The 26,694-nt window shown below is 69.2% G+C and carries 22 protein-coding genes and 2 pseudogenes; 14 read left to right on the plus strand and 10 right to left on the minus strand.

Annotated features, from left to right (window positions below):
- Positions 1 to 255 precede the first annotated feature (255 nt).
- The 3 genes from IE207_RS19740 to IE207_RS19750 all read left to right on the plus strand — a co-directional run bounded on the left by IE207_RS19740 (position 256) and on the right by IE207_RS19750 (position 3,415).
- Positions 256 to 858, plus strand: a complete 603-nt coding sequence (locus IE207_RS19740; RefSeq protein ID WP_136210355.1) for a PadR family transcriptional regulator — start codon at positions 256 to 258, stop codon at positions 856 to 858.
- Between the two features lie 49 nt (positions 859 to 907).
- Positions 908 to 1,990, plus strand: a complete 1,083-nt coding sequence (locus IE207_RS19745; RefSeq protein WP_136210353.1) for an inositol-3-phosphate synthase — start codon at positions 908 to 910, stop codon at positions 1,988 to 1,990.
- 138 nt (positions 1,991 to 2,128) lie between these two features.
- Complete coding sequence (locus tag IE207_RS19750; RefSeq protein ID WP_190185567.1) at positions 2,129 to 3,415, plus strand: MFS transporter; 1,287 nt, start codon at positions 2,129 to 2,131, stop codon at positions 3,413 to 3,415.
- A gap of 107 nt (positions 3,416 to 3,522) precedes the next feature.
- Here the strand turns inward: IE207_RS19750 and IE207_RS19755 are convergent, their stop codons facing one another.
- A complete protein-coding gene (locus IE207_RS19755) occupies positions 3,523 to 4,989 on the minus strand; it encodes a CCA tRNA nucleotidyltransferase (protein WP_190185568.1) in 1,467 nt (488 codons plus the stop codon).
- A 186-nt stretch (positions 4,990 to 5,175) separates the two neighbouring features.
- Here IE207_RS19755 and IE207_RS19760 point away from each other — a divergent pair, with 186 nt between their 5' ends.
- The 7 genes from IE207_RS19760 to trxA all read left to right on the plus strand — a co-directional run bounded on the left by IE207_RS19760 (position 5,176) and on the right by trxA (position 14,816).
- On the plus strand, positions 5,176 to 7,440 hold the full coding sequence (locus IE207_RS19760; RefSeq protein WP_190185569.1) for a DUF6049 family protein: 2,265 nt from the start codon (positions 5,176 to 5,178) through the stop codon (positions 7,438 to 7,440).
- 47 nt (positions 7,441 to 7,487) lie between these two features.
- Entirely contained in the window at positions 7,488 to 9,668 is a 2,181-nt protein-coding gene (murJ, locus tag IE207_RS19765) for a murein biosynthesis integral membrane protein MurJ (RefSeq protein ID WP_190185570.1), read from the plus strand.
- 124 nt (positions 9,669 to 9,792) lie between these two features.
- Entirely contained in the window at positions 9,793 to 11,532 is a 1,740-nt protein-coding gene (locus IE207_RS19770) for a protein kinase family protein (protein WP_190185571.1), read from the plus strand.
- 126 nt (positions 11,533 to 11,658) lie between these two features.
- Positions 11,659 to 12,360: an RNA polymerase sigma factor SigM gene (gene sigM / locus IE207_RS19775; RefSeq protein ID WP_190185572.1), complete on the plus strand. Its 702-nt coding sequence runs from the start codon at positions 11,659 to 11,661 to the stop codon at positions 12,358 to 12,360.
- Positions 12,357 to 13,322 carry an anti-sigma factor family protein gene (locus IE207_RS19780; protein ID WP_190185573.1) on the plus strand — a complete coding sequence of 322 codons (966 nt, stop codon included), beginning with the start codon at positions 12,357 to 12,359 and terminating at the stop codon, positions 13,320 to 13,322. Before sigM ends, IE207_RS19780 begins: the two co-directional genes overlap by 4 nt.
- Before the next feature lie 125 nt (positions 13,323 to 13,447).
- Positions 13,448 to 14,413, plus strand: coding sequence for a thioredoxin-disulfide reductase (trxB, locus tag IE207_RS19785; protein WP_190185574.1), 966 nt, complete (start codon positions 13,448 to 13,450; stop codon positions 14,411 to 14,413).
- 61 nt (positions 14,414 to 14,474) lie between these two features.
- The gene (gene trxA, locus IE207_RS19790) at positions 14,475 to 14,816 is read left to right on the plus strand and encodes a thioredoxin (protein WP_190185575.1); all 342 of its coding nucleotides are present in this window, start codon (positions 14,475 to 14,477) and stop codon (positions 14,814 to 14,816) included.
- Between the two features lie 66 nt (positions 14,817 to 14,882).
- Here the strand turns inward: trxA and IE207_RS19795 are convergent, their stop codons facing one another.
- From IE207_RS19795 to rpmH, 9 genes are all read right to left on the minus strand, one after another.
- Positions 14,883 to 15,506, minus strand: coding sequence for a GNAT family N-acetyltransferase (locus tag IE207_RS19795; protein ID WP_190185576.1), 624 nt, complete (start codon positions 15,504 to 15,506; stop codon positions 14,883 to 14,885).
- Between the two features lie 89 nt (positions 15,507 to 15,595).
- On the minus strand, positions 15,596 to 16,696 hold the full coding sequence (locus IE207_RS19800) for a ParB/RepB/Spo0J family partition protein (protein WP_190185577.1): 1,101 nt from the start codon (positions 16,694 to 16,696) through the stop codon (positions 15,596 to 15,598).
- Positions 16,693 to 17,802 carry a ParA family protein gene (locus tag IE207_RS19805; protein ID WP_190185578.1) on the minus strand — a complete coding sequence of 370 codons (1,110 nt, stop codon included), beginning with the start codon at positions 17,800 to 17,802 and terminating at the stop codon, positions 16,693 to 16,695. Before IE207_RS19805 ends, IE207_RS19800 begins: the two co-directional genes overlap by 4 nt.
- Before the next feature lie 265 nt (positions 17,803 to 18,067).
- A complete protein-coding gene (gene rsmG, locus IE207_RS19810; protein ID WP_190185579.1) occupies positions 18,068 to 18,784 on the minus strand; it encodes a 16S rRNA (guanine(527)-N(7))-methyltransferase RsmG in 717 nt (238 codons plus the stop codon).
- Between the two features lie 109 nt (positions 18,785 to 18,893).
- Entirely contained in the window at positions 18,894 to 19,406 is a 513-nt protein-coding gene (locus IE207_RS19815) for a Jag family protein (protein WP_136210325.1), read from the minus strand.
- Positions 19,407 to 19,451: 45 nt separating this feature from the next.
- Positions 19,452 to 20,558: a membrane protein insertase YidC gene (yidC, locus tag IE207_RS19820; protein ID WP_190185580.1), complete on the minus strand. Its 1,107-nt coding sequence runs from the start codon at positions 20,556 to 20,558 to the stop codon at positions 19,452 to 19,454.
- Positions 20,559 to 20,561: 3 nt separating this feature from the next.
- Complete coding sequence (gene yidD / locus IE207_RS19825; RefSeq protein WP_075970728.1) at positions 20,562 to 20,843, minus strand: membrane protein insertion efficiency factor YidD; 282 nt, start codon at positions 20,841 to 20,843, stop codon at positions 20,562 to 20,564.
- Positions 20,840 to 21,214, minus strand: a complete 375-nt coding sequence (rnpA, locus tag IE207_RS19830) for a ribonuclease P protein component (protein ID WP_136210321.1) — start codon at positions 21,212 to 21,214, stop codon at positions 20,840 to 20,842. Before rnpA ends, yidD begins: the two co-directional genes overlap by 4 nt.
- 20 nt (positions 21,215 to 21,234) lie before the next feature.
- Positions 21,235 to 21,372 carry a 50S ribosomal protein L34 gene (gene rpmH / locus IE207_RS19835; protein WP_018547628.1) on the minus strand — a complete coding sequence of 46 codons (138 nt, stop codon included), beginning with the start codon at positions 21,370 to 21,372 and terminating at the stop codon, positions 21,235 to 21,237.
- Positions 21,373 to 21,733: 361 nt separating this feature from the next.
- Here rpmH and dnaA (IE207_RS34330) point away from each other — a divergent pair.
- The 4 genes and pseudogenes from dnaA (IE207_RS34330) to gnd all read left to right on the plus strand — a co-directional run.
- Positions 21,734 to 22,024 (plus strand): annotated as a pseudogene (gene dnaA / locus IE207_RS34330) (chromosomal replication initiator protein DnaA); the annotation flags it as partial.
- A 90-nt stretch (positions 22,025 to 22,114) separates the two neighbouring features.
- Positions 22,115 to 23,518: pseudogene (gene dnaA, locus IE207_RS19840) on the plus strand (chromosomal replication initiator protein DnaA); the annotation flags it as partial.
- Between the two features lie 913 nt (positions 23,519 to 24,431).
- Positions 24,432 to 25,562: a DNA polymerase III subunit beta gene (gene dnaN / locus IE207_RS19845; protein WP_190185582.1), complete on the plus strand. Its 1,131-nt coding sequence runs from the start codon at positions 24,432 to 24,434 to the stop codon at positions 25,560 to 25,562.
- 168 nt (positions 25,563 to 25,730) lie between these two features.
- A complete protein-coding gene (gene gnd, locus IE207_RS19850) occupies positions 25,731 to 26,606 on the plus strand; it encodes a phosphogluconate dehydrogenase (NAD(+)-dependent, decarboxylating) (protein WP_190185583.1) in 876 nt (291 codons plus the stop codon).
- Positions 26,607 to 26,694 lie beyond the last annotated feature (88 nt).

The following is a 26,694-nucleotide window of genomic DNA, read 5'->3' on the forward strand; positions in this document are numbered from 1 at the left end:
GGCAGGCGAGTGGCCTGGAAGCGGCGGTTACATTCCGGTTCCCCCGGTGTCATGCGGCAAAGAGTACGCAGGGTCAAAACCCAATCAGTGCCGAAGTTCACCCCAAATCAGGCAACTTGCATCGTACGAATTGGTGATGTGACGCCGGTCACCACCCCACCCCTTGTCGCCACGAGCCACCCGCTCTATCGTCTGGATGTATCGAGTCGATACATCAGCTCGACATAAACTCGGAGCCGGAGGAGAGGCAGGCGGATGAGCAGACGCTCAGGCATCCTCGAGTTCGCCGTCCTCGGCCTGCTCCGCGAGTCCCCCATGCACGGTTATGAGCTTCGCAAACGGCTCAACACCTCGCTGGGGGTCTTCCGGGCGTTCAGCTACGGGACGCTCTACCCCTGCCTCAAGACGCTGGTCGCCAACGGCTGGTTGATCGAAGAGCCGGGCAACGCCCCGGAAGACGCTCTCGCCGCTTCACTCGCGGGGCGCCGAGCCAAGATCGTCTACAGGTTGACGGCCGCGGGCAAGGAGCACTTCGAAGAGCTCCTCTCCCACACCGGCCCGGACACCTGGGAAGACGAGTCCTTCGCCGCCCGGTTCGCCTTCTTCGGTCAGACCGAGCGAGAAGTGCGCATGCGCGTGCTGGAGGGCCGCCGCAGCCGGCTGGAAGAGCGTCTGGAGAAGATGCGCGCCTCGCTCGCGCGCACGCGGGAGCGGCTCGACGACTACACCCTTGAGCTGCAGCGGCACGGAATGGAATCCGTGGAGCGCGAAGTGCGCTGGCTGAACGAGCTCATCGAGAGCGAGCGGGCGGGACGGGATCAGAGACGACCCGGTCCGTCCGACGAAACTGCAAAGTGAGACCTGCATCTCGCAGGCCTCGTCCGAGAACAAACAGGGAGCAACCGGAATGGGTTCGGTTCGCGTAGCCATCGTCGGCGTGGGCAACTGCGCCGCCTCGCTGGTGCAGGGCGTCGAGTACTACAAGGACGCCGACCCGGCGGCCAAGGTCCCCGGTCTGATGCACGTCCAGTTCGGCGACTACCACGTGGGTGACGTCGAGTTCGTCGCCGCGTTCGACGTCGACGCGAAGAAGGTCGGCCTCGACCTTTCGGACGCCATCGGCGCCAGCGAGAACAACACCATCAAGATCTGTGACGTCCCGAACACGGGCGTCACCGTGCAGCGCGGCCACACCCTGGACGGCCTGGGCAAGTACTACCGCATGACCATCGAGGAGTCCGCCGAGGCTCCGGTCGACGTGGTGCAGATCCTCAAGGACCGCCAGGTCGACGTCCTGATCTGCTACCTTCCCGTCGGTTCCGAGGAAGCGGCGAAGTTCTACGCCCAGTGCGCCATCGACGCCAAGGTCGCGTTCGTCAACGCCCTCCCGGTCTTCATCGCCGGCACCAAGGAGTGGGCGGACAAGTTCACCGAGGCCGGTGTTCCGATCGTCGGCGACGACATCAAGTCCCAGGTCGGCGCCACCATCACGCACCGCGTGATGGCGAAGCTGTTCGAGGACCGCGGTGTCCGTCTTGAGCGCACCATGCAGCTCAACGTCGGCGGCAACATGGACTTCAAGAACATGCTCGAGCGCGACCGCCTCGAGTCGAAGAAGATCTCCAAGACGCAGGCCGTCACCTCGCAGATCCCCGACCGTGAGCTCGGCGAGAAGAACGTCCACATCGGCCCCTCCGACTACGTCGCGTGGCTCGACGACCGCAAGTGGGCCTACGTCCGCCTCGAAGGCCGCGCTTTCGGCGACGTCCCGCTGAACCTCGAGTACAAGCTCGAGGTGTGGGACTCCCCGAACTCGGCCGGTGTCATCATCGACGCCCTGCGCGCCGCGAAGATCGCCAAGGACCGCGGTATCGGTGGTCCGATCCTGTCGGCGTCGAGCTACTTCATGAAGTCCCCGCCGGTCCAGTACTTCGACGACGAGGCCTACGCGAACGTCGAGAAGTTCATCAAGGGCGAGGTCGAGCGCTAAGCAGCTCCGGCTCGACGCGTTCCACAGGAAGGCACGCGAAGCCCAAGTCCTCCGGACACCTGGACTTCGACTGTTCTTCCGCCGAGGGTCCCCGGGCAATGTGCCCGGGGACCCTCGGCGTATGTGACCCTTGCCCTCATGCCTGTCGTACGTGATCTGCGCGTACTCCTGCGCCTGAGGGACTTCCGCAATCTGCTGACCGTACGGCTGTTCTCCCAGGCCGCCGACGGCGTCTACCAGGTCGCACTCGCCACCTACGTGGTGTTCTCGCCGGAGAAGCAGACCTCACCCGCGGCCATCGCCTCCGCGATGGCGGTGCTACTCCTGCCCTACTCCGCCGTCGGGCCGTTCGCGGGCGTGCTGCTGGACCGCTGGCGCCGCAGGCAGGTCTTCCTCTACGGCAACCTCCTGCGGGCTTGCCTCGCGTGCGTGACCGGCCTGCTGATCGTCACCCACGTCCCCGACTGGCTGTTCTACGTCTCGGCTCTGTCGGTGACCGCCGTCAACCGCTTCGTCCTGGCCGGGCTGGCAGCGTCGTTGCCCCATGTCGTAGGGGTCGGTCAGCTGGTGACGGCGAACGCCCTCTCACCCACCGCCGGAACCCTCGCGGCAACCGCGGGAGGGGGCCTGGCCTTCCTGGTCAGGGTGCTGTCCGCGGACTCCGACGCACTGGTCGTACTGTTCGGCGCCGGGCTGTACCTGTGCGCCGCGCTGGTCTCCCTGCGCCTGGCCGTCGGCCTGCTCGGGCCCGACCACCCCCCTGGCCGGTCCCGCCCGTCGCTCGCCGAGGGAGCGGCCCTCACCGTACGGGGCATGGCCGAAGGCCTCCGGCACCTGGCCGGACGCCGGGAAGCCGCCCAGGCCCTCACCGCGATGACCATGATGCGGTTCTGCTACGGGGCCCTACTGGTCACCCTGCTCATGCTCTGCCGTTACTCCTGGTCGGACGACGAGTCCGCCGGCTTGGCGCTGCTCGGTGTCGCGATCGGCGTCTCCGGCGCGGGGTTCTTCGCGGCAGCCGTCGTCACACCGTGGCTGGTGGGCAGGCTGGGCACCCGAGGCTGGATGACTCTCTGCGCGGGTGGCGCGGCAGTCCTGGTCCCGGCACTCGGCCTGTTCTTCGCGCCAGGACCGATGCTCGTCGCCGCCTTCGCCCTGGGTATCGCGACGCAGGGCGCGAAGATCTCCACTGACACCGTCGTGCAGTTCCAGGTGGACGACGAGTTCCGGGGGCGTGTCTTCTCCGTCTACGACGTGCTGTTCAATGCCGCGTTCGTGGCAGCGGCCGCGGTGGCTTCCCTGATGCTCCCCGCCGACGGCCGATCCGTGGCGCTGGTGGTGAGTGTGGCTGTCCTCTACGCCGCCACGGCGGCGCTCCTCCAGCGGCAGGGCCGACGCCCCGCCAAGGGCGCCGCCCAGCAGTAGCCACGAGGGACGGCCCGGCGGCGCGATGTTTCACGTGAAACATCACCTCGGTTTCACGTGAAACAGGGCGACGGTTTCACGTGAAACATCATGCGGCCGGCCCTGCCTCAGGCCTGAGAGGCCCACCACTCCTTCAGCGCCGCCACCGCCGCATCGTGTCCCATCGGCCCGTTCTCCAGCCGCAGCTCCAGCAAGAACGCGTACGCCTTGCCGATCACCGGGCCAGGACCGACACCCAGCACCTGCTGGATCTCATTGCCGTCCAGGTCGGGCCGGATCGCTTCCAGCTCCTCCTGCTCCTTGAGCTGCGCGATCCGCTCCTCCAGGCCGTCGTACGTCCGGGAGAGCGCACTGGCCTTGCGCTTGTTGCGCGTGGTGCAGTCCGACCGCGTCAGCTTGTGTAGCCGTTCCAGCAGCGGGCCCGCGTCACGGACGTACCGGCGGACGGCCGAGTCGGTCCACTCCCCGTCCCCGTACCCGTGGAAGCGCAGGTGCAGCTCCACCAGCCGGGACACGTCCTTGACCATGTCGTTGGAGTACTTCAAAGCGGTCATGCGCTTCTTGGTCATCTTCGCCCCCACCACCTCGTGGTGGTGGAAGGAGACGCGGCCGTCGCTCTCGAACCTGCGGGTGCGGGGCTTGCCGATGTCGTGGAACAGGGCAGCCAGACGCAGCACGAGGTCCGGGCCGTCCTCCTCCAGGTCGATCGCCTGCTCCAGCACGGTCAGGGAGTGCTCGTAGACGTCCTTGTGGCGGTGGTGCTCGTCACTCTCCAGCCGCAAAGCGGGCAGCTCGGGCAGCACCCGGTCGGCCAGGCCGGTGTCCACGAGCAGCCCGAGGCCCTTTCGGGGGTGTGCGGACAGCAGGAGCTTGTTCAGCTCCGCCTGCACCCGCTCCGCCGAGACGATCTCGATCCGCTCGGACATCGACTTCATCGCCGCCACGACCTCGGGTGCGACCTCGAAGTCCAGCTGCGCGGCGAACCGGGCGGCACGCAGCATCCGCAGCGGATCGTCCGAGAAGGAGTCCTCGGGGGTGCCGGGGGTGCGCAGGACGCCTTCCCGGAGGTCCTCCAGGCCGCCGTGCGGGTCGATGAACTCCTTTTCGGGCAGCGCGACGGCCATCGCGTTCACCGTGAAATCACGGCGGACCAGATCCTCCTCGATGGAGTCGCCGTAGGAGACCTCCGGCTTGCGCGAGGTACGGTCGTACGACTCCGAGCGGTACGTCGTCACCTCGATCTGGAAGTTCCGGTCGCCCTCCGCGACGCGAGCCAGCTTCTGTGCGCCGACGGTCCCGAAGGCGATGCCGACGTCCCACACCGAATCGACCCACGGCCGCATGATCCTCAGCACGTCCTCGGGACGGGCGTCGGTGGTGAAGTCGAGATCGTTGCCGAGCCGCCCGAGCAGCGCATCGCGCACGGAGCCGCCGACCAGGGCGAGGCGGAAGCCCGCCTCCTGGAAACGGCGGCCGAGCTCGTCGGCGACAGGAGCGACGCGCAGCAGTTCACTGACCGCTCGGCGCTGCACCTGACTCAGGGCACTGGGGGTGTCTTCATTGGCGTTCGGCACAACAGAAAAGGGTACGTGGCCCGCCCGGCGGGGGCCGCCGCGTTTTTGCGGCACCCCGCCCCACGACGCCCGCGGGCCGGACCCGATCATGTGGAGCAAGGGGCGGCACTCGCGCACAGCGCGCCTCGTTACCATTCGTGGACGCACAACCGACGACCACTGACACTTCGAGGGACGGGCGAGCGCGTGGCCGAGGCGGCAGACATCCTGGGGGCAGCCGCCCCTGCCCGGCGCCGCTGGCTGCGGCGGGCAGTCGTCCTGCTCGCGGGCACGCCGGTCCTCGCCGCCCTGGTCTACGCCCCTGCCCCGCCGGCTCAGGCCGCCGACTCCGCCGTCGACGTCCAACTGCTCGAGGTGTCTCCCAACGCCCCGGTGAAGAGCGACACCCTCACCATCTCGGGCAGCGTGGTCAACAACAGCCGCGAGGCGATCAAGGCCGCGCACGTGGGGCTGCGCTTGGGCCCCGTCGTGGGTGACCGGGCATCCATCGACGAGGTGGCGGACCGCACCGGCTTCCGGGCCGGGGTGGACCCGGGGGAGATCGACCCGGCCTACGCGGTGAAGATCGACTCGTTGCCCTCGAAGGCCAGCCAGCCGTTCACCATCAACGTCCCGGTCGGCAAGCTGGACCTGGGCAAGGACGGTGTCTACCAGCTGGGCGTGTCGCTGTCGGGAGAGACCGACAGCCGACCGTACGAGCAGGTGCTCGGTATCCGGCGGACCTTCCTGCCGTGGCAGCCCGAGGCCGCCGCGAAGCGTTCCTACCTCACCTACGCGTGGCCGCTGATCTCCACCACCAGGGTCACGGCGGAAACCGGCTCTGACGAGTCGCAGACGCCCGTCTTCCTCGACGACTCCCTCGCCAAGGAGCTGGCACCGGGAGGCCGCCTGGAGCGGATGGTCTCCCTCGGCAAGGACCTGCCGATCACCTGGGTCATCGATCCGGACCTGCTCTACACGGTCGACGCCATGGCCAAGGGCTACCGGATCCGCAACCCCGACCCCAATGGGAAGCCCCTGCCGGGCAAGAGCAAGGCCGTCGCCGAGCAGTGGCTGAGCGCGCTGGAAACCGCGGTGCAGGGCAAGAAGGTCGTCGCGCTGCCCTATGCCGACCCCGACCTGGCCTCCCTCGCACACCGCGGCAAGGACGTCTCAGGCACTCTCGGCCAGCTGCGGCCCGCCACCGACAAGGCGAAGCAGGCCGTCGAGACGGTCCTGCACGTCACCCCGTCCACCGACTTCTCCTGGCCGGTGAACGGCGCGATCGACCCGTCGATCGTCAATGTCGCCACCTCGGCGGGCGCCCACAACGTCCTCACCCGCAGCGACAGCCTCCAGGAGACGGGCGCCCTCGGTTACACCCCGACGGCCGCCCGTCCCATCGGCGCGGGTGCCACGGCGATCGTCGCCGACGCAGAACTGTCGACGGCCTTCGAAGGCGACATGCTCAATGCCAGGGACTCCGCGCTCGCCGTGCAGAGGTTCCTGGCCCACAGCCTCGCCCTCAACCTGCAGGGCGGCGACGAGCAGCGCAGCTTCGTCGTCACGCCGCAGCGGATGCCGTCCTCCAGCCAGGCGGAGTCGATGGCTGCGGCCCTGCGCGGCTTGCAGGGCGGCCGCTGGACCCAGCCCTCCGACCTGGAGGCGGCGGCTTCCGCCAAGCCGGACCCGGGCGCCGCCACCCAGGTGCCGGGGGCCGGCCAGTACCCGGAGGCCCTCAGCCGCCAGGAACTCCCTGTTTCGGCGTTCGAGAAGATCCGGACGACGCAGGAGACCCTCGACCACTTCAAGGTGATCCTCGCTGCGCCCGAGCGCGTCGAGATCCCCTTCGGCAACACCACCAACCGGGAGATGTCCACCTCGTGGCGCGGCCGGCCCGAGGAGGCCGGCGTCTACCGGGACCAGGTGCAGGACTACCTCGTGGGGCTCACCGAGAAGGTCAAGGTCGTCCCCAAGTCCGACGCCACCTTGTCCGGGCACAGCGCGATCATCCCGGTCAGCGTGCAGAACAGCCTCGTGCAGGACGTCCACAACCTGGTCCTGCGCGTGAAGTCGGCCAACCCCACTCGGTTGATGTTCGGCGACAGCGGAGTGGCCGAGCAGGAAGTCACCGTCCAGGCCGATCACAGCCAGACCCTGAAATTCCCCGCGAACGCCACCGCGAGCGGTCCCGTCGAGGTCACCGCGCAGTTGTACACGAAGAGCGGCGTCCCCTACGGCAAGGAACAGAAGTTCACCGTGGAGGCCACCGAGGTCACTCCCACCGTCATGCTGGTCATCGCGGGCGGCGTTCTCCTCCTCGTCCTGGCAGGCATCAAGATGTACGCGAGCCGCAAGCGCGTGGCGACCCGCGCGGCCGCCGAGGAGAGCACGCAGCCGAGTGACGAGTCCCCGGACACCGGACCGCAAAGCACAAGCGGGTCCGGCACGGGTGAGACAGTGGACCGTTAAAGCGATGCCGTGGCCGGTCGGCCTGGGGACGATGAGGTGGGGTTTCGATGAACGCGCCGTACGACGGTGAGCGCGCGCAGGGCACTGGTGGGCCGGCGCCCTCCCAGGGCACCGCGCCGGGTGCCCCGGTACCCGGGCAGGCCTCCGCGCCCGTACCCGCGCCGGATCACGACCCGTATGTCCAGGATGCCTACGACTACGACCCGTACCGGTCGCAGGACCTGTCGGCCCAGGACCCCGTGGCGGAGGTCCTGTACGACCGGGCTTCACACCCTCCGCCGCCGCCGGGCACCTACCTGGAACCCGGCCCCCTGTACGCGGCTCCCCAGCCTCCCTCGTACGGCGGTCCCGACGCGCGCGTCTGGGCTCAGACCCCGCCGCCCGAGCCGGACGGCCCTTCCCGCCACCTGCCCTACGGTGACCGCCCCACGACCACGGAGTTCGTGGGTGTGGACTCCCTGGTGACCCAGGCCGCGGAGGAGCAGCCGGAACCGGATGCCTTCGCACACCTGTACCGCGACCAGGAGGCGGCCCCGCAGGTTCCCGCCGAGGAGCCCCCGGTCGCCGTCCCGGCGCCGGCCAAGCCCGCCGGGCGGGCTTCCGGCCTATTGAAGTCGAGCGCCCTGATGGCGGCCGGCACGATCGTGTCCCGCATCACCGGCTTCCTTCGCACGCTCGTGATCGGCACCGCGATCGGTGTCACCACTCTCAACGACAGCTACCAGGTCGCCAACACCCTGCCGACGATGATCTACGTGCTGGTCGGCGGTGGCGCCCTCAACGCCGTGTTCATTCCGCAGCTCGTCCGTGCGATGAAGAACGACGAGGACGGCGGCGAGGCGTACGCCAACCGCCTCCTGACGCTCGTCGTGGTGCTGCTCGGCGCCGTCACCACCGTCTGCGTGCTCGCGGCGCCGCTGTTCATCGGCATGATGTCGCAGAAGATCGCCGACGACCCGCACCGGATGGACGTCGCGGTCGCCTTCGCCCACTACTGCCTGCCCACGATGTTCTTCATGGGCGTGCACGTGGTGCTCGGTCAGATCCTCAACGCCCGCGGCCGTTTCGGCGCGATGATGTGGACCCCCGTCCTCAACAACATCGTCGTCATCGCCACCTTCGGCGCGTTCATCTGGGCGTTCGGCGGCTTCACCAGCACCGGTGTCGACGAGGCGAGCATCACCCCCGAGGGGGTCCGGCTGCTCGGCCTCGGCACCCTGCTCGGCCTCGCCGTCCAGTCCCTGGCGATGATCCCCTACCTGCGTGACGCCGGCTTCAAGCCGCGCCTGCGCTTCGACTGGAAGGGCCACGGGCTCGGCAAGGCGGCCGGCCTCGCCAAGTGGACGTTCTTCTTCGTCCTGGCCAACCAGCTCGGGCTCATCGTGGTGACCCAGCTCGCGACCTGGGCGGGCGACGTCGCCCACAGCCAAGGCCACGACGGCACCGGCATCGCCGCCTACAACTACGCGCTGCTCCTGTGGCAGATGCCCCAGGCCATCATCACCGTCTCGGTCATGACCGCCGTCCTGCCCCGCATCTCCCGCTCGGCCCACGACGGGGACGTCGCCGCCGTCCGTGACGACATCTCCTACGGCCTGCGGACCTCCGCCGTGGCGATCGTGCCCTGCGCCTTCGCGTTCCTCGCGCTCGGCGTCCCGATGTCCACCCTCCTGTACGCCGGATCCGGCTCGGCCACGGCACAGAACATCGGCTACATCCTGATGGCCTTCGGCCTCGGACTGATCCCGTACTCCGTCCAGTACGTCGTCCTGCGCGGCTTCTACGCCTACGAGGACACCCGGACGCCCTTCTACAACACCGTCATCGTCGCCGCCGTCAACGCCGGCGTCTCGGCGCTCGCCTTCCTCGTCCTCCCCGAGCGCTGGGCCGTCGTCGGCATGGGCGCCGCCTACGGCCTCGGATACACGGTCGGTGTGGGCGTCGCCTGGCGCCGCCTGCGCGCCCGCCTCGGCGGTGACCTCGACGGGGCACACGTGATGCGCACCTACACCCGCCTCATCGGCGCTTGCGTCCCGGCCGCAGTAGTGGCCGGCGCGGCCGCTTACGGGGTCACCAAGTGGCTGGGCAGCGGAGCCGCAGGGTCGCTCGCCGCCCTCGTGGCCGGCTTCGTCGCCCTGGTGGCCGTTTTCCTCGCCGCCGCCAAGCGCATGCGCGTCGAAGAACTCAACGCGATGGTCGGAATGGTCCGCGGACGTCTGGGACGTTGACGGACGGACCCGTACGGTTCGACCCTCCTTCGCGTGTCGTGCGGAGGGCCGGACTGTGGGCACAATTGGCATGGCTTCGCAGACTGGCCGACAGCGCGCAACGGATGGGGAGGCAGGGACGACGGTGGCGGAACGTAGCACGGCTGCCGTCGACGTGGCCGACAACAGCGGCGATGAGCCGCTGACCGCGGAAGCGGTCAAGGCCACGGCCGACGGGGTGGACATCCAGAACGACCGAGCCGCGGACGGATCCATGCGCGAAACGGATGGCGAACGCAGAACAGTCGCGCCCGTGGCGGCGCCCGAACTGCACAGCGGCCACAAGCTCGCCAGGCGCTACCGCTTGGAGGAGTGCGTCACCCGTCTGGACGGATTCAGCAGCTGGCGTGCGATGGACGAGAAGCTGCGCCGCGCCGTCGGCGTGCATCTGCTGCCCGCCGACCACCCCCGGGCCCGGACCGTCCTGGCCGCGGCCCGCTCCTCCGCGCTGCTCGGCGACCCCCGGTTCGTCCAGGTCCTCGACGCCGTGGAAGAGAACGACCTCGTCTACGTCGTGCACGAGTGGCTGCCCGACGCCACCGAACTCACCGCCATCCTCGCCGTCGGCCCGCTGGAGGCCCACGAGGCCTACCAGCTCGTCAGCCAGGTGTCGCAGGCCATGGCCGCGGCCCATCGCGAAGGCCTGGCGCACCTGCGCCTGACGCCCAGCGCGATACTGCGCACCTCCACCGGCCAGTACCGCATCCGCGGCCTCGCGGTGAACGCCGCCCTGCGCGGCATCACCAGCGACACTCCTCAGCAGGCCGACACCGAGGCGATCGGCGCACTGCTGTACGCGGCCCTCACGCAGCGCTGGCCGTACGAGACGGACGCCTACGGTCTCACCGGCCTGCCCAAGGGGGTCGGCCTGATCGCCCCCGACCAGGTGCGGGCCGGGGTGCACCGGGGTCTGGGCGAACTGGCCATGCGCGCCCTGGCCAACGACGGGGCCACCGCCTCCCGGCAGGAACCTGCCTGCACCACCCCGGAGGAGCTGGCCAAGGCCGTCGCCGCGATGCCCCGCATCCGGCCGCCGGAGCCTGCTTTCACCGCCCCGCCCGAGTACCAGCACACCACCTACCAGCAGGGCAGCTACGGCCGCCACCCCGCGACCGGCCTGCCCACCGTGCAGAGCCTCTCCGTCACGCCGCCGCCGCCGTTGCAGAGCCGTACGGGCCGCGCCCTCAAGTGGGGTGTCGCCGCGCTGCTCATCGCCGCCCTCGGCCTCGGCAGCTGGCAGCTCGCCGACACCCTCCTGAACCACAGCAACCAGGGCGGCAACGGAGGCAGCCCCGGCAACTCGCAGTCGTCCGAGACGGGGGACTCGAAGAAGAACCCCGACCCCGTCCCGCTGCAGATCAAGAGTGCCGAGGAGTATTACCCGGACGGGACCCCCCAGAACGCGGAAGGCGCCGCGAACAGCTTCGACAGCGACCCTTCGTCGTACTGGCGGACCAAGGCTTTCACCGATGGCCCCGACATGGGCGCCTACAAGGCGGGCGTCGGTCTCGTCTTCGACCTCGGTTCCGAGCACGAGGTCAGCGCGGCCTCGATAGCGTTCAAGTTCGGCGGCGACCACACCACCGCCGCGATCTACGCGGCGCCGAACATGTCTTCGTCGACCCCACTCGGTGCGATGCACAAGATCGCCGGGGGCACGACTTCCGGCAACCAGCTCGCCCTCACCACGCAGGCCCCGGTCAAGACGCGTTACGTGCTCCTGTGGCTCACCGCCATGCCGAAGTCAGGGCCGTACGAATACAGCGGGGCCGGCTACAAGCAGGCCATCACCAACGTCGGCTTTTCCGGACCCGGCAGCTCCTGATTGCGACCACGCGAGGCGGACGGGACTGTGAGGGGTGCGCCCCCGCAGTCCCGTTCGCCTCGCGTGCTATCCGAACGCCTGCCCCACCCGCTTGAATACCTGCACGGCTCACACCAGGAGGGGAACATGAAGCCCGCGGCTGACGACCCCGAGCGGGGCGGTGACCAAGAGCTGCTGGCACGGCACGTGGCGGGGGACCCCGATGCCTTCGGTGAGCTCGTGCGGCGCCACCGCGACCGGCTGTGGGCCGTGGCGCTGCGCACGCTCGGGGACCGGGAGGAGGCCGCCGACGCCGTGCAGGACGCGCTCGTCTCCGCCTACCGGGCCGCACACACCTTCCGCGGGGAATCGGCCGTCACCACCTGGCTCCACCGGATCACCGTCAACGCCTGCCTCGACCGGGCCCGCAAGGCAGCCTCCCGCAGGACGGCACCCCTCGACGACACGGACCGGCTGGAGCGCCTCCTGGAGCCGCACGAGTCCGCCGAGGCCCCCGCGGAGCGCCAGGACCTTCACCGGCAGCTGCTGGCCGCCCTCGCCACCCTCCCGGCAGAGCAGCGGGCCGCGCTCGTCCTGGTCGACATGCAGGGGTACCCCGTCGCCGAAGCCGCGCGCGTCCTCGATGTCGCCGTCGGCACGGTCAAGAGCCGGTGTGCGCGCGGCCGGGCGAAACTGCTGCCCCTGCTCACTCATCTGCGCTCGAATGCCGCGGATAACACCTCCGCCGAGCGGGGAAGGAACCGGACGCCGGGGTCGGCCGTCCCACCAGCGGCAGAATCCAGGCAGCCAGACCCAGACGCAGTGAAGGGCGGAGGTGGACGACCGTGAGCCCCACAACCGGCACGACCGGCACGATCCGGCACCCGGACGTCGCGGAGATCTCCGACTTGACCGAAGGGCTGCTCCCGCCGGCCCGCACCGCCGCCGTACGCAGCCACCTCGGCGACTGCGCCCTGTGCGCCGACGTCCTCGCCTCCCTCGAAGAGATCCGGTCCCTGCTCGGCACCCTGCCCGGGCCGAGCCGGATGCCCTCCGACGTCGCGGGGCGTATCGACGCCGCCCTCGCCGCCGAGGCGCTCCTGGACTCCACCTCCCGGCGTGCCGAGCCCGCCCCGTCACCCACGGTTGCACCACGGCAGACACCGGCGTCCACCCCAGCCCGGCCCGCGGGTCACCCGACCGGTCCAACCGGTCCCGGCCGACGCCGGGCCCGTCGGCGGATGGCGGTCATCGCCGGCCTCGCGGGCGCCGCCGCCTGCGCACTGGGCCTTTTCCTGTCCGGCGCCCTGGGCGGAAGCTCCCCCCACCAGACCGCCACCCGGACCGGCACCACCGCCACTCCGCCCGCCTCCGGCGGCTCGTACACGTCCCAGGGGCTCCAGGGCAGCGTCCAGCACCTCCTCGCTTCCGGCGCGGCGCCGCAGAGCCAGCCGAAGGAGCAGGGCAAGCCTGAGGAGAGGAACAACACGTACGGGATGCAGAACGCCTCCCCGGGCGTCCCCTCCGGCACCTCTCCGGACGGCCCCTCCGGTACCTCCCCGGGCGTCGCCCCCGGCGAGCGGCAGGCGCCTGCCGTCCCGCCCTGCGTCCAGCAGGCCACCGGCCGTTCCGACACCCCGCTCGCAGCCGAGCACGGCAGCTACCAGGGCACCGACGTCTACCTCGTCGTCCTCGCGCACCCGGGGGATCCCGCCCGCGTGGACGCCTTCCTCGTCCCCAGCGGCTGCGCCGCCACCCCCTCGGCGGGCCCCGACACGCCACTGCTCACCGGTACCTACTCCCGCCCCTGACTCGTTCAGGTCTGAGCCGCGCCGGACCGGGAATGCGAGCGCCGTAGGATCCGTTGGGTGGGATGACAGTCCACACCGGCCCCCCGGTAGGCAGCACGCAGTCCGCAGAGACGAGGAACGAACCCGTGAGCGACGTCCGAAACGTGATCATCATCGGCTCCGGGCCGGCCGGTTACACGGCCGCCCTGTACACCGCACGCGCTTCGCTCAACCCCCTCGTCTTCGAGGGTGCCGTCACCGCCGGCGGTGCGCTGATGAACACCACCGAGGTCGAGAACTTCCCCGGGTTCCAGGACGGCATCATGGGTCCTGACCTCATGGACAACATGCGTGGTCAGGCGGAGCGCTTCGGCGCCGAACTCGTCCCCGACGACGTCGTGGCCGTGGACCTCACCGGTGACATCAAGACGGTCACCGACACCGCCGGCACCGTGCACCGCGCCAAGGCCGTGATCGTGACCACCGGTTCCCAGCACCGCAAGCTCGGCCTGCCCAACGAGGACGCCCTCTCCGGTCGCGGCGTCTCCTGGTGCGCCACCTGTGACGGGTTCTTCTTCAAGGACCAGGACATCGCCGTCGTCGGCGGCGGCGACACCGCGATGGAGGAAGCCACCTTCCTCTCCCGGTTCGCCAAGTCCGTCACCATCGTCCACCGCCGCGACAGCCTGCGCGCCTCCAAGGCCATGCAGGACCGGGCGTTCGCCGACCCGAAGATCTCGTTCGCCTGGGACAGCGAGGTCGCCGAGATCCACGGTGAGCAGAAGCTCTCCGGTCTCACCCTGCGCAACACCAAGACCGGCGAGACCTCCCAGCTGCCCGTGACCGGCCTCTTCATCGCCGTCGGACACGACCCGCGCACCGAGCTGTTCACCGGCCAGCTGGACCTGGACGACGAGGGCTACCTCAAGGTCGACGCCCCGTCCACGCGCACCAACCTCACCGGCGTCTTCGGCGCGGGCGACGTCGTGGACCACACCTACCGTCAGGCGATCACCGCCGCTGGTACCGGCTGCTCCGCCGCCCTGGACGCGGAGCGCTACCTCGCCGCCCTCGCGGACGCCGAGCAGGCGCACGCGAACGCGACCGTCTGACCCCCGCACCACCCCACCACCCACCACCCCACCCACACCCCGCAGGAAAAAGGAGGCCGCTGTGGCCGGCACCCTCAAGAACGTGACCGACGCCAGCTTCGACGCCGACGTCCTCGCCGCCGACAAGCCCGTCCTGGTCGACTTCTGGGCCGAATGGTGCGGCCCGTGCCGCCAGATCGCCCCGTCCCTGGAGGCCATCGCGGCCGAGTACGGCGACCAGATCGAGATCGTCAAGCTCAACATCGACCAGAACCCGGCCACGGCTGCCAAGTACGGCGTCATGTCCATCCCGACGCTGAACGTCTACCAGGGCGGCGAGGTCGTCAAGACCATCGTCGGTGCCAAGCCGAAGGCCGCCATCCTGCGCGACCTCGACCCCTTCGTCGAGGTCAAGACCGTCTGATGTTTCACGTGAAACGGGGCCGCTCCCCATGGGAGCGGCCCCGTTCGCAGATCCTGCGGCTGCCGCTCACAGCGGACGCAGCGCCGGCTCCTTGCGTGCCCGCGCCCCGCCCAGCAGGCGGTCCAGGGCGAGTTCCACGTCTTCCTTCCAGGACAGCGTCGAGCGCAGTTCCAGCCGGAGCCGGGGATGCACCGGATGCGGTCGCACCGTCTTGAAGCCCACCGACAGCAGATGGTCGGCCGGAAGCAGACAGGCCGGACGCTCCCACTGCGCGTCGCCGAAGGCTTCGATCGCCCGGAAACCACGCCGCAGCAGATCCTTCGCCACCGTCTGGACCATCACCCGTCCCAGGCCCTGCCCCTGATAGCCGGGCATGATCCACGCCGTGATGAGCTGGACGGCGTCAGGAGAGACCGGGCTCGTCGGGAACGCCGTCGCGCGCGGCACATAGGCCGGCGGCGCGTAGAGCACGAAACCCACGGGGACATCGTCCACGTACACGACGCGGCCGCACGATCCCCACTCCAGTAGGACGGCGGAGATCCACGCCTCTTTCTCCAGCTCCGCGGTGCCCGCCTTCACGGCGGCCTCACCACTGACCGGATCCAGCTCCCAGAACACACAGGTCCGGCAACGCCGGGGCAGGTCCTGGAGGTTGTCCAGCGTGAGCGGTACCAACCGACGACCCATACACGCATCGTATCCGCTACGGCAAAGAGGCGAGCCGTACCGGCTCGCGCCGTACGACTCGCCTCCCGAATCCCGGGCCTGCTCCGGGGCTACTCGCCGGACAAGCCCTGTTCCAGCACCCGGCCCTCGCCCGGGGCCAGCGTCCCCAGGATGCGTTCCAAGTCCTCCATCGAGGCGAACTCAACGGTGATCTTGCCCTTCTTCTGGCCGAGATCCACCTTCACCCGCGTCTCGAACCGGTCCGAGAGCCGCGTCGCCAGCTCGCTGAGCGCCGGGGCCACCCGGGCGCCCGCCCGCGGGCCCTTCGGCTTCACCGGGCTCTCCGGCTCCGAACCCATCAGCGACACGATCTCCTCGACCGCGCGCACCGACAGACCCTCGGCGACGATCCGGTGGGCCAGCCGATCCTGCGCCTCGGAGTCCTCCACCGACAGCAGCGCCCGCGCGTGTCCCGCCGAGAGCACCCCCGCGGCCACCCGACGCTGCACCGGAGCGGACAGCCTCAGCAGCCGCAGGGTGTTCGACACCTGCGGTCGCGATCGCCCGATGCGGTCCGCCAGCTGGTCATGAGTGCAGTGGAAGTCCTGCAACAGCTGGTCGTAGGCAGCGGCCTCCTCCAGCGGGTTGAGCTGCGCCCGGTGCAGGTTCTCCAAGAGGGCGTCCAGCAGCAGCTTCTCGTCGTCCGTCGCCCGGATGATCGCCGGAATCCGCTCCAGTCCGGCTTCCCGGCACGCCCGCCAGCGGCGCTCGCCCATGATCAGCTCATAGCGGCCCGGCCCGGACTGCCGCACCACGACCGGCTGGAGCAGACCCACTTCCTTGATGGAGGTCACCAGCTCCGCCAGCGCGTCCTCGTCGAACACCTCACGAGGCTGCCGCGGGTTCGGCGTGATGGCGCCCATCGGGAGCTCCGCGAAGGTCGCCCCTGCCACCTCGTCGGCCGGCGCCGACGGCTCGGGTACGAGCGCCGGCAGTGTTTCTCCGTCGCCTGCCGCCGGGGGCGCCCCGAGCGGAACATCGGCCTGTGCCAGCGCCGCCAGCTTCGCCGCAGCGATTCCGCGCTCCGACGTCAGTACCGGCACCGCCGACGGCGACGTCGACCCGGCACCCACCATGGGCGTCTTCTCCTGGGGAGCGGCGGGAATCAGCGCGCCGAGCCCCCGCCCCAGACCCCTACGTCGCTCACTCACTGGATCCCCTCCGCCATACTCTGTGTGCTGTTCATGCCGGCGCCCAGATGGGCCTGCCGGGCGTCGTAATGGATTCCGGCCCCCCGCAGCGCGATCTCCCGCGCCGCTTCCAGATAGGAGAGGGAGCCGCTGGAACCCGGGTCATAGGTGAGCACCGTCTGCCCATAGCTCGGCGCCTCCGAGATGCGCACCGAACGCGGAATGCTCGTCCGCAGCACCTCCTTGCCGAAGTGCGTGCGTACCTCCTCCGCAACCTGCGAGGCCAGCCGCGTCCTGCCGTCGTACATCGTCAGCAGAATCGTCGACACGTGCAGCGCCTGGTTCAGGTGGGCCCGCACCAGGTCGACGTTGCGCAGCAGCTGCCCCAGGCCCTCCAGCGCGTAGTACTCGCACTGGATGGGGATCAGCACCTCCGCCCCTGCCACCAGCGCGTTCACCGTGAGCAGCCCCAGCGACGGCGGGCAGTCGATCAGGATGTAGTCGAGCGGCTGCCCGTACGCCTGGATCGCCCGCTGGAGCCGGCTCTCCCGGGCCACCAGCGAGACCAGCTCGATCTCCGCGCCCGCCAGGTCGATCGTGGCCGGAGCGCAGAACAGACCCTCCACGTCCACCACGGGCTGCACGACCTCCAGCAGCGGCCGGCTGTCCACGAGCACGTCGTAGATGGAGGGCACGTCCGCGTGGTGGTCGATTCCGAGTGCCGTGGAGGCGTTGCCCTGCGGATCAAGGTCGATCACCAGGACCTTGGCCCCGTGAAGGGCCAGCGAAGCCGCCAGGTTCACGGTCGTCGTGGTCTTGCCGACGCCGCCCTTCTGGTTGGCCACCACCATCACGCGGGTCTGCGCCGGCCGCGGCAGTGGTTCACCCGTCCGTCCCAGGGCGTCCACCGCCCGCTGGGCGGTCCCCCCGATGGGGGTGTCGTCATTGTCCACAAGGGGCGGAGGTGGCGTCTCGTACCCAGCGGCAGCTGGGGCGGAGACGTCCTCGCCGGGCGATTCAGAGCGGGGACCGGGGACCGGGTCGGCCATCGGCCCCGCGAGGTTGGCGTCGGACCGCACGGTTTCACTCTCCTCGGCATCAGGCTCGCGATGAACAGAGCCTGCCATGTCACCGGGGTCACGAACCAGCGGGGCCCGTACTCCTGTGGATGAATCCACCGATGTGGACAACTCCGTCACCCCCGCACCATCACGCGAGCGGGGGGACGCGGCCACACGACCGCGGCTGATGATTCCGTGCAGCAGGGAGCGACGTTTCACGTGAAACACGATGCCCGGACACTGACTTCCGCCCGCTACGACACTCCGAAATCCATACCTATAGGGCCCAACACGCCTTAAACGGCGCGGGCCGACCCCAAAAGGACGATCATCAACGGCGGCGCCGAGTCCGCCCGACACGAGCGGCCTTCGCCCGCTTGGCAGCGAACCGAACCCCACCCGGGCTCTCGCCCACCTCGACGCGCACCACCGTCGTCAGGGGGTCCACGACACCCTCACCGACCTGGAGCACCGAGGTCTTCACCACACCCAGCTTCGTCAGAGCCGCCTTGGCCGCCACCAGCTCCTCGTCGGCGGTGTCGCCCTTGAGCGCCAGCATCTCCCCATAGGGACGCAGCAGCGGCACACCCCAGCCGGCCAGCCGGTCAAGCGGAGCCACCGCCCGCGCCGTCACCACATGGACGGGCTGGAGCTTGCCGAGCACCTCTTCGGCACGGCCACGCACCACCGTCACGTGGTCCAGGCCCAGCAGCTCCACGGCCTCCTGGAGGAAGTTGGTCCGCCGCAGCAGCGGCTCCAGCAAGGTGATCTTGAGGTCCCTGCGCACCAGAGCCAGCGGAATACCCGGCAGACCGGCGCCCGAGCCCACGTCACACACCGAGACGCCTTCGGGCACCGCCTCCGACAGCACCGCGCAGTTCAGCAGGTGCCGCTCCCAGAGCCGGGGCACCTCACGCGGGCCGATCAGACCGCGCTTGACCCCCGCGTCCGCCAGCAGCTCCGCATACCGCACGGCTTCCGGGAAAAACTCGCCGAATACCGCACGCGCCTCTTCGGGCGCCGGGGGAAGCTCTGCTGCCTCCGTCACGGGGACCGTCCTTCCGTACAGAACTCACTCTTCACACAACGGGCACTGCCAGGCTTACAAACATCGGCCCCGCCTGCGAGACAGACGGGGCCGACCACACGCTTTCCGGTCAGGCCGGGAGCACAACGACGAAGCGCTGCGGCTCCTCGCCCTCGGACTCGCTCTTGAGACCGGCGGCCGCCACGGCATCGTGGACGACCTTCCGCTCGAACGGCGTCATCGGGGCCAGCTTGAGCGGCTCGCCCGAGGCCTTCACGTCGGCCGCCGCCTGGGCGCCCAGTGCCGCCAGCTCCTCGCGCTTCTTGGCGCGGAACCCGGCGATGTCCAGCATCAGCCGGCTGCGGTCCCCGGTCTCCCGGTGCACGGCCAGGCGCGTCAGCTCCTGCAGAGCCTCCAGGACCTCACCATCGCGGCCCACGAGCTTCTGCAGGTCGCGGCCGGCGGAGTCACTGACGATCGACACCGCGGCCCGGTCGGCCTCGACGTCCATGTCGATGTCGCCGTCCAGATCGGCGATGTCCAGCAGGCCCTCAAGGTAGTCGGCCGCGATCTCCCCCTCCTGCTCAAGGCGGGTCAAGGTGTCGCCGCCCTCAGCGGCGGCGGTGGTGGTGCCTTCCGTCACGGGAGGGGCTCCTTCTTGCTTCTTCGAGGGCTTGCCTTCGAGGGCTTACTTCTTGGTGGGCTTGCTGGGAGGCGTCTGACGCTTCGCCTTCGTCTGCCGCTTCGGCTGCTGCCGCTTGGTGGCTACACCGCCGCTCGCCGCATCCGCGTCGGCGGTCGCCTCGGCACTCCTGATCACGGAACCGTCCGGCTGAGCGGCCATGCCCTGCTTCGTCAGCGCCGTGATGAACTTGCGCTCGTTGTCGTTGCGGTCCGGGCCCTTGGCCACGATCGCCGCGACGATCTTCTTCTTGCCCCGGCCCTTGAGCTCACCGTGCGTGCCGACGTGCTTGAGCAGACGGGTCAGGTACTGGTCCTGGGCCTTGCTTCCGGGCGTCGGGTTCTGGTTGATCACGTACATCTGCTGGCCCATGGTCCACACGTTCGTGGTCAGCCAGTAGACGAGGACACCGACGGGGAAGTTGATGCCCATGAAGGCGAAGATCAGCGGGAAGATGTACATCAGCATCTTCTGCTGCTGCATGAACGGCGTCTTGACCGAGAGGTCGACGTTCTTCTGCATCAGCTGACGCTGGGTGTAGAACTGCGACAGCGACATCATGATGATCATGACCGCGGTCACGACACGGACGTCGGTCAGGGAGGCGCCGAGCGCGGCGACCTTCTCCTCGCTGTCGGTGAACTTCGCCGCCAGCGGGGCACCGAAGATGTGCGCCTGACGCGCGCTCTCCAGCAGCGACTGGTTGATGACGCCGATGGTCTTGCCGTTGGCGATGGCCGAGAGCACGTGGTAGAGCGCGAAGAAGAACGGGGACTGCGCCAGGATGGGAAGGCACGAGGACAACGGGTTGGTACCCGTCTCCTTGTACAGCTTCATCATCTCTTCGGACTGGCGCTGCTTGTCGTTCTTGTAGCGCTCCTGGATCGCCTTCATCTTCGGCTGGAGCGCCTGCATGCCACGCGTCGCCTTGATCTGCTTCACGAAGAGCGGGATCAGGCAGATACGGATCAAGACCACCAGGGACACGATGGACAGGCCCCAGGCCCATCCGCTGTCAGGGCCGAAGATCGCGCCGTACAGCGAGTGGAACTGGACGATGACCCACGAGACGGGTGTGGTGATGAAACTGAACAGACTGGCAATCGTGTCCACTAATCAGGCTCCTTGAGCATTGCGAGATCTACGCAACGCACTGCGCAGCTGCTCGTGCCAACGCGGGCGTTTCCGGGGTGGGACATGATCCACACCGCCCGGGGACCACGGATTGCACCGAAGGATCCGCCAGGCGGTAAGAACCGTCCCCTTCACCGCACCATGCCGGTCGATGGCCGTGTACCCGTAGTGCGAGCACGAGGGGTAGTAACGGCACACCGGTCCGAGCAGCGGACTGATCGTCCACTGGTACAGCTTGATCAAAGCGAGCAGCGGGTACTTCATCGAGCCACGCCTCCCAGGAGCCGCTGTAGAGCGGCATCCAGGTCACGGGCCAGCTCGTCGAGGCCGGCGTCACCCGCACCGGGCAAAGCCCGTACCACCACCAGGCTACCGGCGGGCAGCTGGGACAGCCGCTCCCGGACGAGATGGCGCAAACGGCGCTTGACCCGGTTCCGTACGACGGCGTTGCCGACAGCCTTGCTGACGACGAAACCCGCACGCGTCGAGGGATCGATCTCCCCCGGCTCGTGCGGGTCCGTTGCACCGCTTGTACGTAGGTGGACGACGAGGAGCGGGCGACCAGCCCGCCGCCCCCGCCGTACCGCGCTCGCGAAGTCCTCGCGCCGCCTCAGCCGATTTTCGGGAGACAGCACGACGTCACGACCTGCGCGTGTTACGCGGAAAGGGCGGCGCGGCCCTTGCTGCGGCGGTTCGCCAGGATGGCGCGGCCGGCGCGGGTACGCATCCGCAGGCGGAAGCCGTGGGTCTTGGCACGACGGCGGTTGTTCGGCTGGAAGGTGCGCTTGCTCACTCGGGGGCTCCAGAGAATGAATCGTTGTGGCGGGACATCGCCTGGCTGTCACCGTGCGCCCACGAAGGAAAACTCGCGTGTTCGCCCGAGTGGCACCGCTACATGACCACGATCAGTGATCTTCGCCCATCGGTAGGCAGGCGGCAGCAGCCATCGACAACTCGACCTCGTTACGGTACGCGCGGCTACGCCATCCGGTCAAACCGAGCCCTGACTGCCGCACACTGTGCACAGGCTGTGGACAACGACTTGAACCGTACCCACCGGCCTGACTACCGTTGTCTGATCCCGGATTTTTTGTCCCGACCGTCCCAAAGAACCACACATTCGTGGAACCGGGACCTGTGAGAGAGCGTGCTCTGTGGCTGACGTACCTGCCGATCTTGCCGCAGTGTGGCCACGCGTGCTCGACGTGCTCCTGGGGGAGGGACAGCCGGGCATCGAGCCCAAGGACAAGCAGTGGGTCGAACGCTGCCAGCCCCTGGCCCTCGTCGCGGACACCGCTCTGCTCGCCGTTCCCAATGAATGGGGCAAGCGGGTCCTCGAAGGCCGGCTCGCCCCCCTCATCAGTGACGCGCTCAGCCGCGAGTGCGGCCGGCCCATCCGGATCGCCATCACCGTGGACGACTCCGCGGGCGAACCGACGTCGCCGGCCCCCTCCGCCCAGCAGCGCGAGTCCTACGAGCCCTACGGCGGCCAGCGGTCCGGCGGGCACACCGGCCCCGGCGGATCGGACGACGAACGGCTGCCCACCGCGCGCCCGGCCTACCCGGACTACCAGCAGCAGCGCCCCGAGCCAGGTTCCTGGCCCCGCGGCGGCCAGCAGGACGACTACGGCTGGCAGCAGCCACGCCTCGGCGGCTTCCCGGAGCGCGACCCCTACGCCTCCCCGCAGCCCGGCTACCTCCAGCAGTCCGAGCCCGGCGGCTACGAGCAGGGGTCCTACGAGCAGGGTTCCTTCGAGCAGCAGCAGTACGAGCAGTCCCCGTACGAGGGCCAGCCACACCAGCAGCACCAGCAGCACCAGTACGAGCAGCCCTCCCCGCGGCCGGCCCCCAACCGCCCCGCCCCCTCCGCCCCGTCCGGCGGTTCGACATCGGGCCCGCTGGAGCCGACCGCCCGGCTGAACCCCAAGTACCTCTTCGACACCTTCGTCATCGGCGCCTCGAACCGGTTCGCGCACGCCGCCGCGGTGGCCGTCGCCGAGGCGCCCGCCAAGGCGTACAACCCCCTCTTCATCTACGGGGAGTCCGGCCTCGGCAAGACGCACCTGCTGCACGCCATCGGGCACTACGCGCGCAGCCTCTATCCGGGCACCCGGGTGCGCTACGTGAGCTCCGAGGAGTTCACCAACGAGTTCATCAACTCGATCCGCGACGGCAAGGGCGACGCGTTCCGCAAGCGCTACCGCGAGATGGACATCCTGCTCGTCGACGACATCCAGTTCCTCGCGAGCAAGGAGTCGACGCAGGAGGAGTTCTTCCACACCTTCAACACCCTCCACAACGCCAACAAGCAGATCGTGCTGTCCTCCGACCGGCCGCCCAAGCAGCTCGTCACCCTGGAGGACCGGCTCCGCAACCGCTTCGAGTGGGGCCTGATCACCGACGTCCAGCCGCCCGAGCTGGAGACCCGCATCGCGATCCTGCGCAAGAAGGCGGTCCAGGAGCAGCTCAACGCCCCGCCGGAGGTACTGGAGTTCATCGCCTCCCGCATCTCGCGCAACATCCGCGAGCTGGAGGGGGCGCTGATCCGCGTCACGGCCTTCGCGAGCCTCAACCGGCAGCCGGTGGACCTCGGTCTGACGGAGGACGTGCTCAAGAACCTGATCCCGGGCGGCGAGGACAGCGCGCCCGAGATCACCGCCTCGGACATCATGGCCGCGACGGCCGACTACTTCGGGCTCACCGTGGACGACCTGTGCGGCTCCTCACGCAGCCGGGTCCTGGTCACGGCCCGGCAGATCGCGATGTACCTGTGCCGGGAGCTCACGGACCTCTCCCTGCCCAAGATCGGGGCCCAGTTCGGCGGCCGCGACCACACCACCGTCATGCACGCCGACCGCAAGATCCGGGCCCTCATGGCGGAACGGCGCTCGATCTACAACCAGGTCACGGAGCTCACCAACCGCATCAAGAACGGCTGAGGCAGGCTCCGGGGATCCCTTCGAGGACCCCCGAGGACCTCTCCAAGGAGCCTTCGCGGCCTTCGCACGCTCGTCTACAGGGGCGCTTCCGGACTGAACCGGGGGCGCCCTTCTTCATGCGCGCGCCGTCGCTCTGTTCGAATACGCCCCCTGGAGGCCAACTCATCCACAGATTGGGCGACTTTCTTCCGTCCACACCCTGGGGAAGGGTTCCGTCGCCCACAATCTGTCCACAGGGAGGCCCGTTGAGGGGCCATCAGGGCAGTTCAGCCGCCTGTGGAATTGTGCACAACCGCTGTCCACAACCTGTGGACAGAAAATCCTTCCACAGGCTCATCCACCTCTCTGTCCACCGCCCACTCACAGGTTGCCGCATCCTGTGCACAGGATCCGATGACTTCTCCACACCGTTGTCCACTGTTCGGCAACCAGGGCCCCGCCGTCACCGCCCCGAGTGAAAGCCGTCACATGGATCCGGGTGTTTGCTCTGTGGAGTACTGGGGAAAAGCTGGGGACACACCTGTGGAGTAGTGAGGGTCGTCTGGGGACGGCCTGTGCAGAAGTTTTCGTTCTCCACAGGGACACCGTGTTGTCCACCGGTGCCACCCACAGGGTGTGGGGATAAAAAACTGGGTCTGACCTGCGAAGACGGGCTTATCCACCGTTTCCACAGGCCCTACTACTACCCCCATAGAGAGTTAGGCCGGATTCGGTTTTCAAGCAGGTCCTGTGCACAACTCGTCGTCCGGCCGCCCCGACGCCGTGGTCCCGACTTGACCGCCGACAGCGCCGACTGTCGGCGCCGTACGTCAGACTGGTCCCCGGCACCGAGGCCTCGGTCCGTCGAGACCCTGGGCCGAGAGCCGACGACGAAGGCCGGCAGACGAGCGAGCAACAGCAGGAGGCGGTTCCGGTGAAGATCCGGGTGGAGCGCGACGTACTCGCGGAGGCGGTGGCTTGGGCTGCCCGTAGCCTCCCGGCCCGGCCGCCGGTGCCCGTTCTCGCGGGCCTGCTGCTCAAGGCCGAGGACAGCGCGCTGTCCCTCTCCGGCTTCGACTACGAGGTCTCCGCCCGCGTCTCCGTCGAGGCCGACGTCGAGGAAGACGGCACGGTCCTGGTCTCCGGCCGGCTCCTCGCCGACATCTGCCGCGCCCTCCCCAACCGCCCCGTGGAGATTTCCACAGACGGTGTACGGGCGACCGTGGTCTGCGGCTCCTCGCGGTTCACACTCCACACCCTGCCTGTGGAGGAGTACCCGGCGCTGCCGCAGATGCCGACCGCGACCGGCACCGTCCCCGGTGAGGTCTTCGCCTCCGCCGCCGCCCAGGTCGCCATCGCCGCCGGCCGCGACGACACGCTGCCCGTGCTGACCGGTGTCCGCATCGAGATCGAGGGCGACCGGGTCACCCTCGCCTCCACCGACCGCTACCGCTTCGCGGTCCGCGAGTTCCTGTGGAAGCCGGAGAACCCCGACGCCTCCGCCGTGGCCCTGGTGCCCGCGAAGACCCTCCTGGACACTGCCAAGTCCCTGACCAGCGGCGACACGGTCACCCTTGCCCTGTCGGGGTCCGGCGCGGGCGAAGGCCTCATCGGCTTCGAGGGCGCGGGCCGCCGCACCACCACCCGCCTGCTCGAAGGCGACCTGCCGAAGTACCGCACGCTCTTCCCGACGGAGTTCAACTCCATCGCGGTGATCGAGACCGCCCCGTTCGTCGAGGCCGTCAAGCGCGTGGCCCTCGTCGCCGAGCGCAACACCCCGGTCCGCCTGAGCTTCGAGCAGGGCGTGCTCATCCTGGAGGCGGGCTCCAGCGACGATGCACAGGCTGTGGAACGCGTCGACGCCAAGCTGGAGGGCGACGACATCTCGATCGCCTTCAACCCGACGTTCCTGCTGGACGGCCTGAGCGCGATCGACTCGCCCGCCGCCCAGCTGAGCTTCACCACCTCCACCAAGCCGGCACTGCTCAGCGGCCGTCCCGCCGTCGACGCCGAAGCGGACGAGGCGTACAAGTACCTGATCATGCCGGTCCGCCTGTCCGGCTGAGTCCGTCCCGTCGGGCCCGGTCTCGCGAACGCGCGGACCGGGCCCGACGGCGTACCGGCACGTTGGGTGGGGTCCCGCCCGACGGCCCGGCGTAGGCTCGGATCCGGGGACGGCCCCGGATCCCGGGGAGCCCGGCACAGACGGCCACAACGCTTAAGGAAGCACCTGATGGAGCTTGGTCTCATCGGTCTCGGCAAGATGGGCGGCAACATGCGCGAGCGCATCCGCCGCGCAGGCCACACCGTCATCGGATACGACCGCAACCCGGACCTCGCGGATGTCCACAGCCTGCGGGAACTTGTGGACGGCCTCCAGGCCCCCCGCGTGGTGTGGGTGATGGTCCCGGCCGGTGCGGCGACGCAGTCCACCGTCGACGAGCTGGGAGAGCTGCTCTCGCCCGGCGACATCGTCGTCGACGGAGGCAACTCGCGCTGGACGGATGACGAGAAGCACGCCGAGGAGCTGGCCGCCAAGGGCATCGGCTTCGTCGACTGCGGCGTCTCGGGCGGCGTGTGGGGCCTGGAGAACGGCTACGCGCTGATGTACGGCGGCGAGAAGGAGCACGTCGCGGCCGTACAGCCGGTCTTCGACGCCCTCAAGCCGGAGGGCGAGTTCGGCGCCGTGCACGCGGGCAAGGTCGGCGCCGGCCACTTCGCGAAGATGGTCCACAACGGCATCGAGTACGCCATGATGCAGGCCTACGCCGAGGGCTGGGAGCTGCTGGAGAAGGTGGACTCGGTCACCGACGTCCGCGAGGTGTTCCGGTCCTGGCAGGAGGGGACGGTCATCCGTTCCTGGCTGCTGGACCTCGCCGTGAACGCGCTGGACGAGGACGAGCACCTGGAGAAGCTGCGCGGTTTCGCGCAGGACTCGGGCGAGGGCCGCTGGACGGTCGAGGCGGCGATCGACAACGCCGTTCCGCTGCCGGCCATCACCGCCTCGCTGTTCGCCCGGTTCGCGTCCCGGCAGGACGACTCCCCGCAGATGAAGATGATCGCCGCGCTGCGCAACCAGTTCGGCGGCCACGCGGTCGAGAAGAAGTAACCCGCCCACAGCGGCACCCGTACGACCAGCACCACGAGCACGACTCGCAAGACAGCAAGCAGCAGGAAGCCGGGGGAGGTCGGCGCCG

The sequence above is a fragment of the Streptomyces cirratus genome (assembly GCF_014650775.1).
GTDB lineage: Bacteria > Actinomycetota > Actinomycetes > Streptomycetales > Streptomycetaceae > Streptomyces > Streptomyces cirratus.

Coding starts and splice junctions, on each gene's coding strand:
- IE207_RS19740 (WP_136210355.1), top strand. CDS start 256: ATGAGCAGACGCTCAGGCATCCTCGAGTTCGCCGTCCTCGGCCTGCTC.
- IE207_RS19745 (WP_136210353.1), top strand. CDS start 908: ATGGGTTCGGTTCGCGTAGCCATCGTCGGCGTGGGCAACTGCGCCGCC.
- IE207_RS19750 (WP_190185567.1), top strand. CDS start 2,129: ATGCCTGTCGTACGTGATCTGCGCGTACTCCTGCGCCTGAGGGACTTC.
- murJ (WP_190185570.1), top strand. CDS start 7,488: ATGAACGCGCCGTACGACGGTGAGCGCGCGCAGGGCACTGGTGGGCCG.
- sigM (WP_190185572.1), top strand. CDS start 11,659: ATGAAGCCCGCGGCTGACGACCCCGAGCGGGGCGGTGACCAAGAGCTG.
- IE207_RS19795 (WP_190185576.1), bottom strand. CDS start 15,506: ATGGGTCGTCGGTTGGTACCGCTCACGCTGGACAACCTCCAGGACCTG.
- IE207_RS19805 (WP_190185578.1), bottom strand. CDS start 17,802: ATGGCAGGCTCTGTTCATCGCGAGCCTGATGCCGAGGAGAGTGAAACC.
- yidD (WP_075970728.1), bottom strand. CDS start 20,843: ATGAAGTACCCGCTGCTCGCTTTGATCAAGCTGTACCAGTGGACGATC.
- gnd (WP_190185583.1), top strand. CDS start 25,731: ATGGAGCTTGGTCTCATCGGTCTCGGCAAGATGGGCGGCAACATGCGC.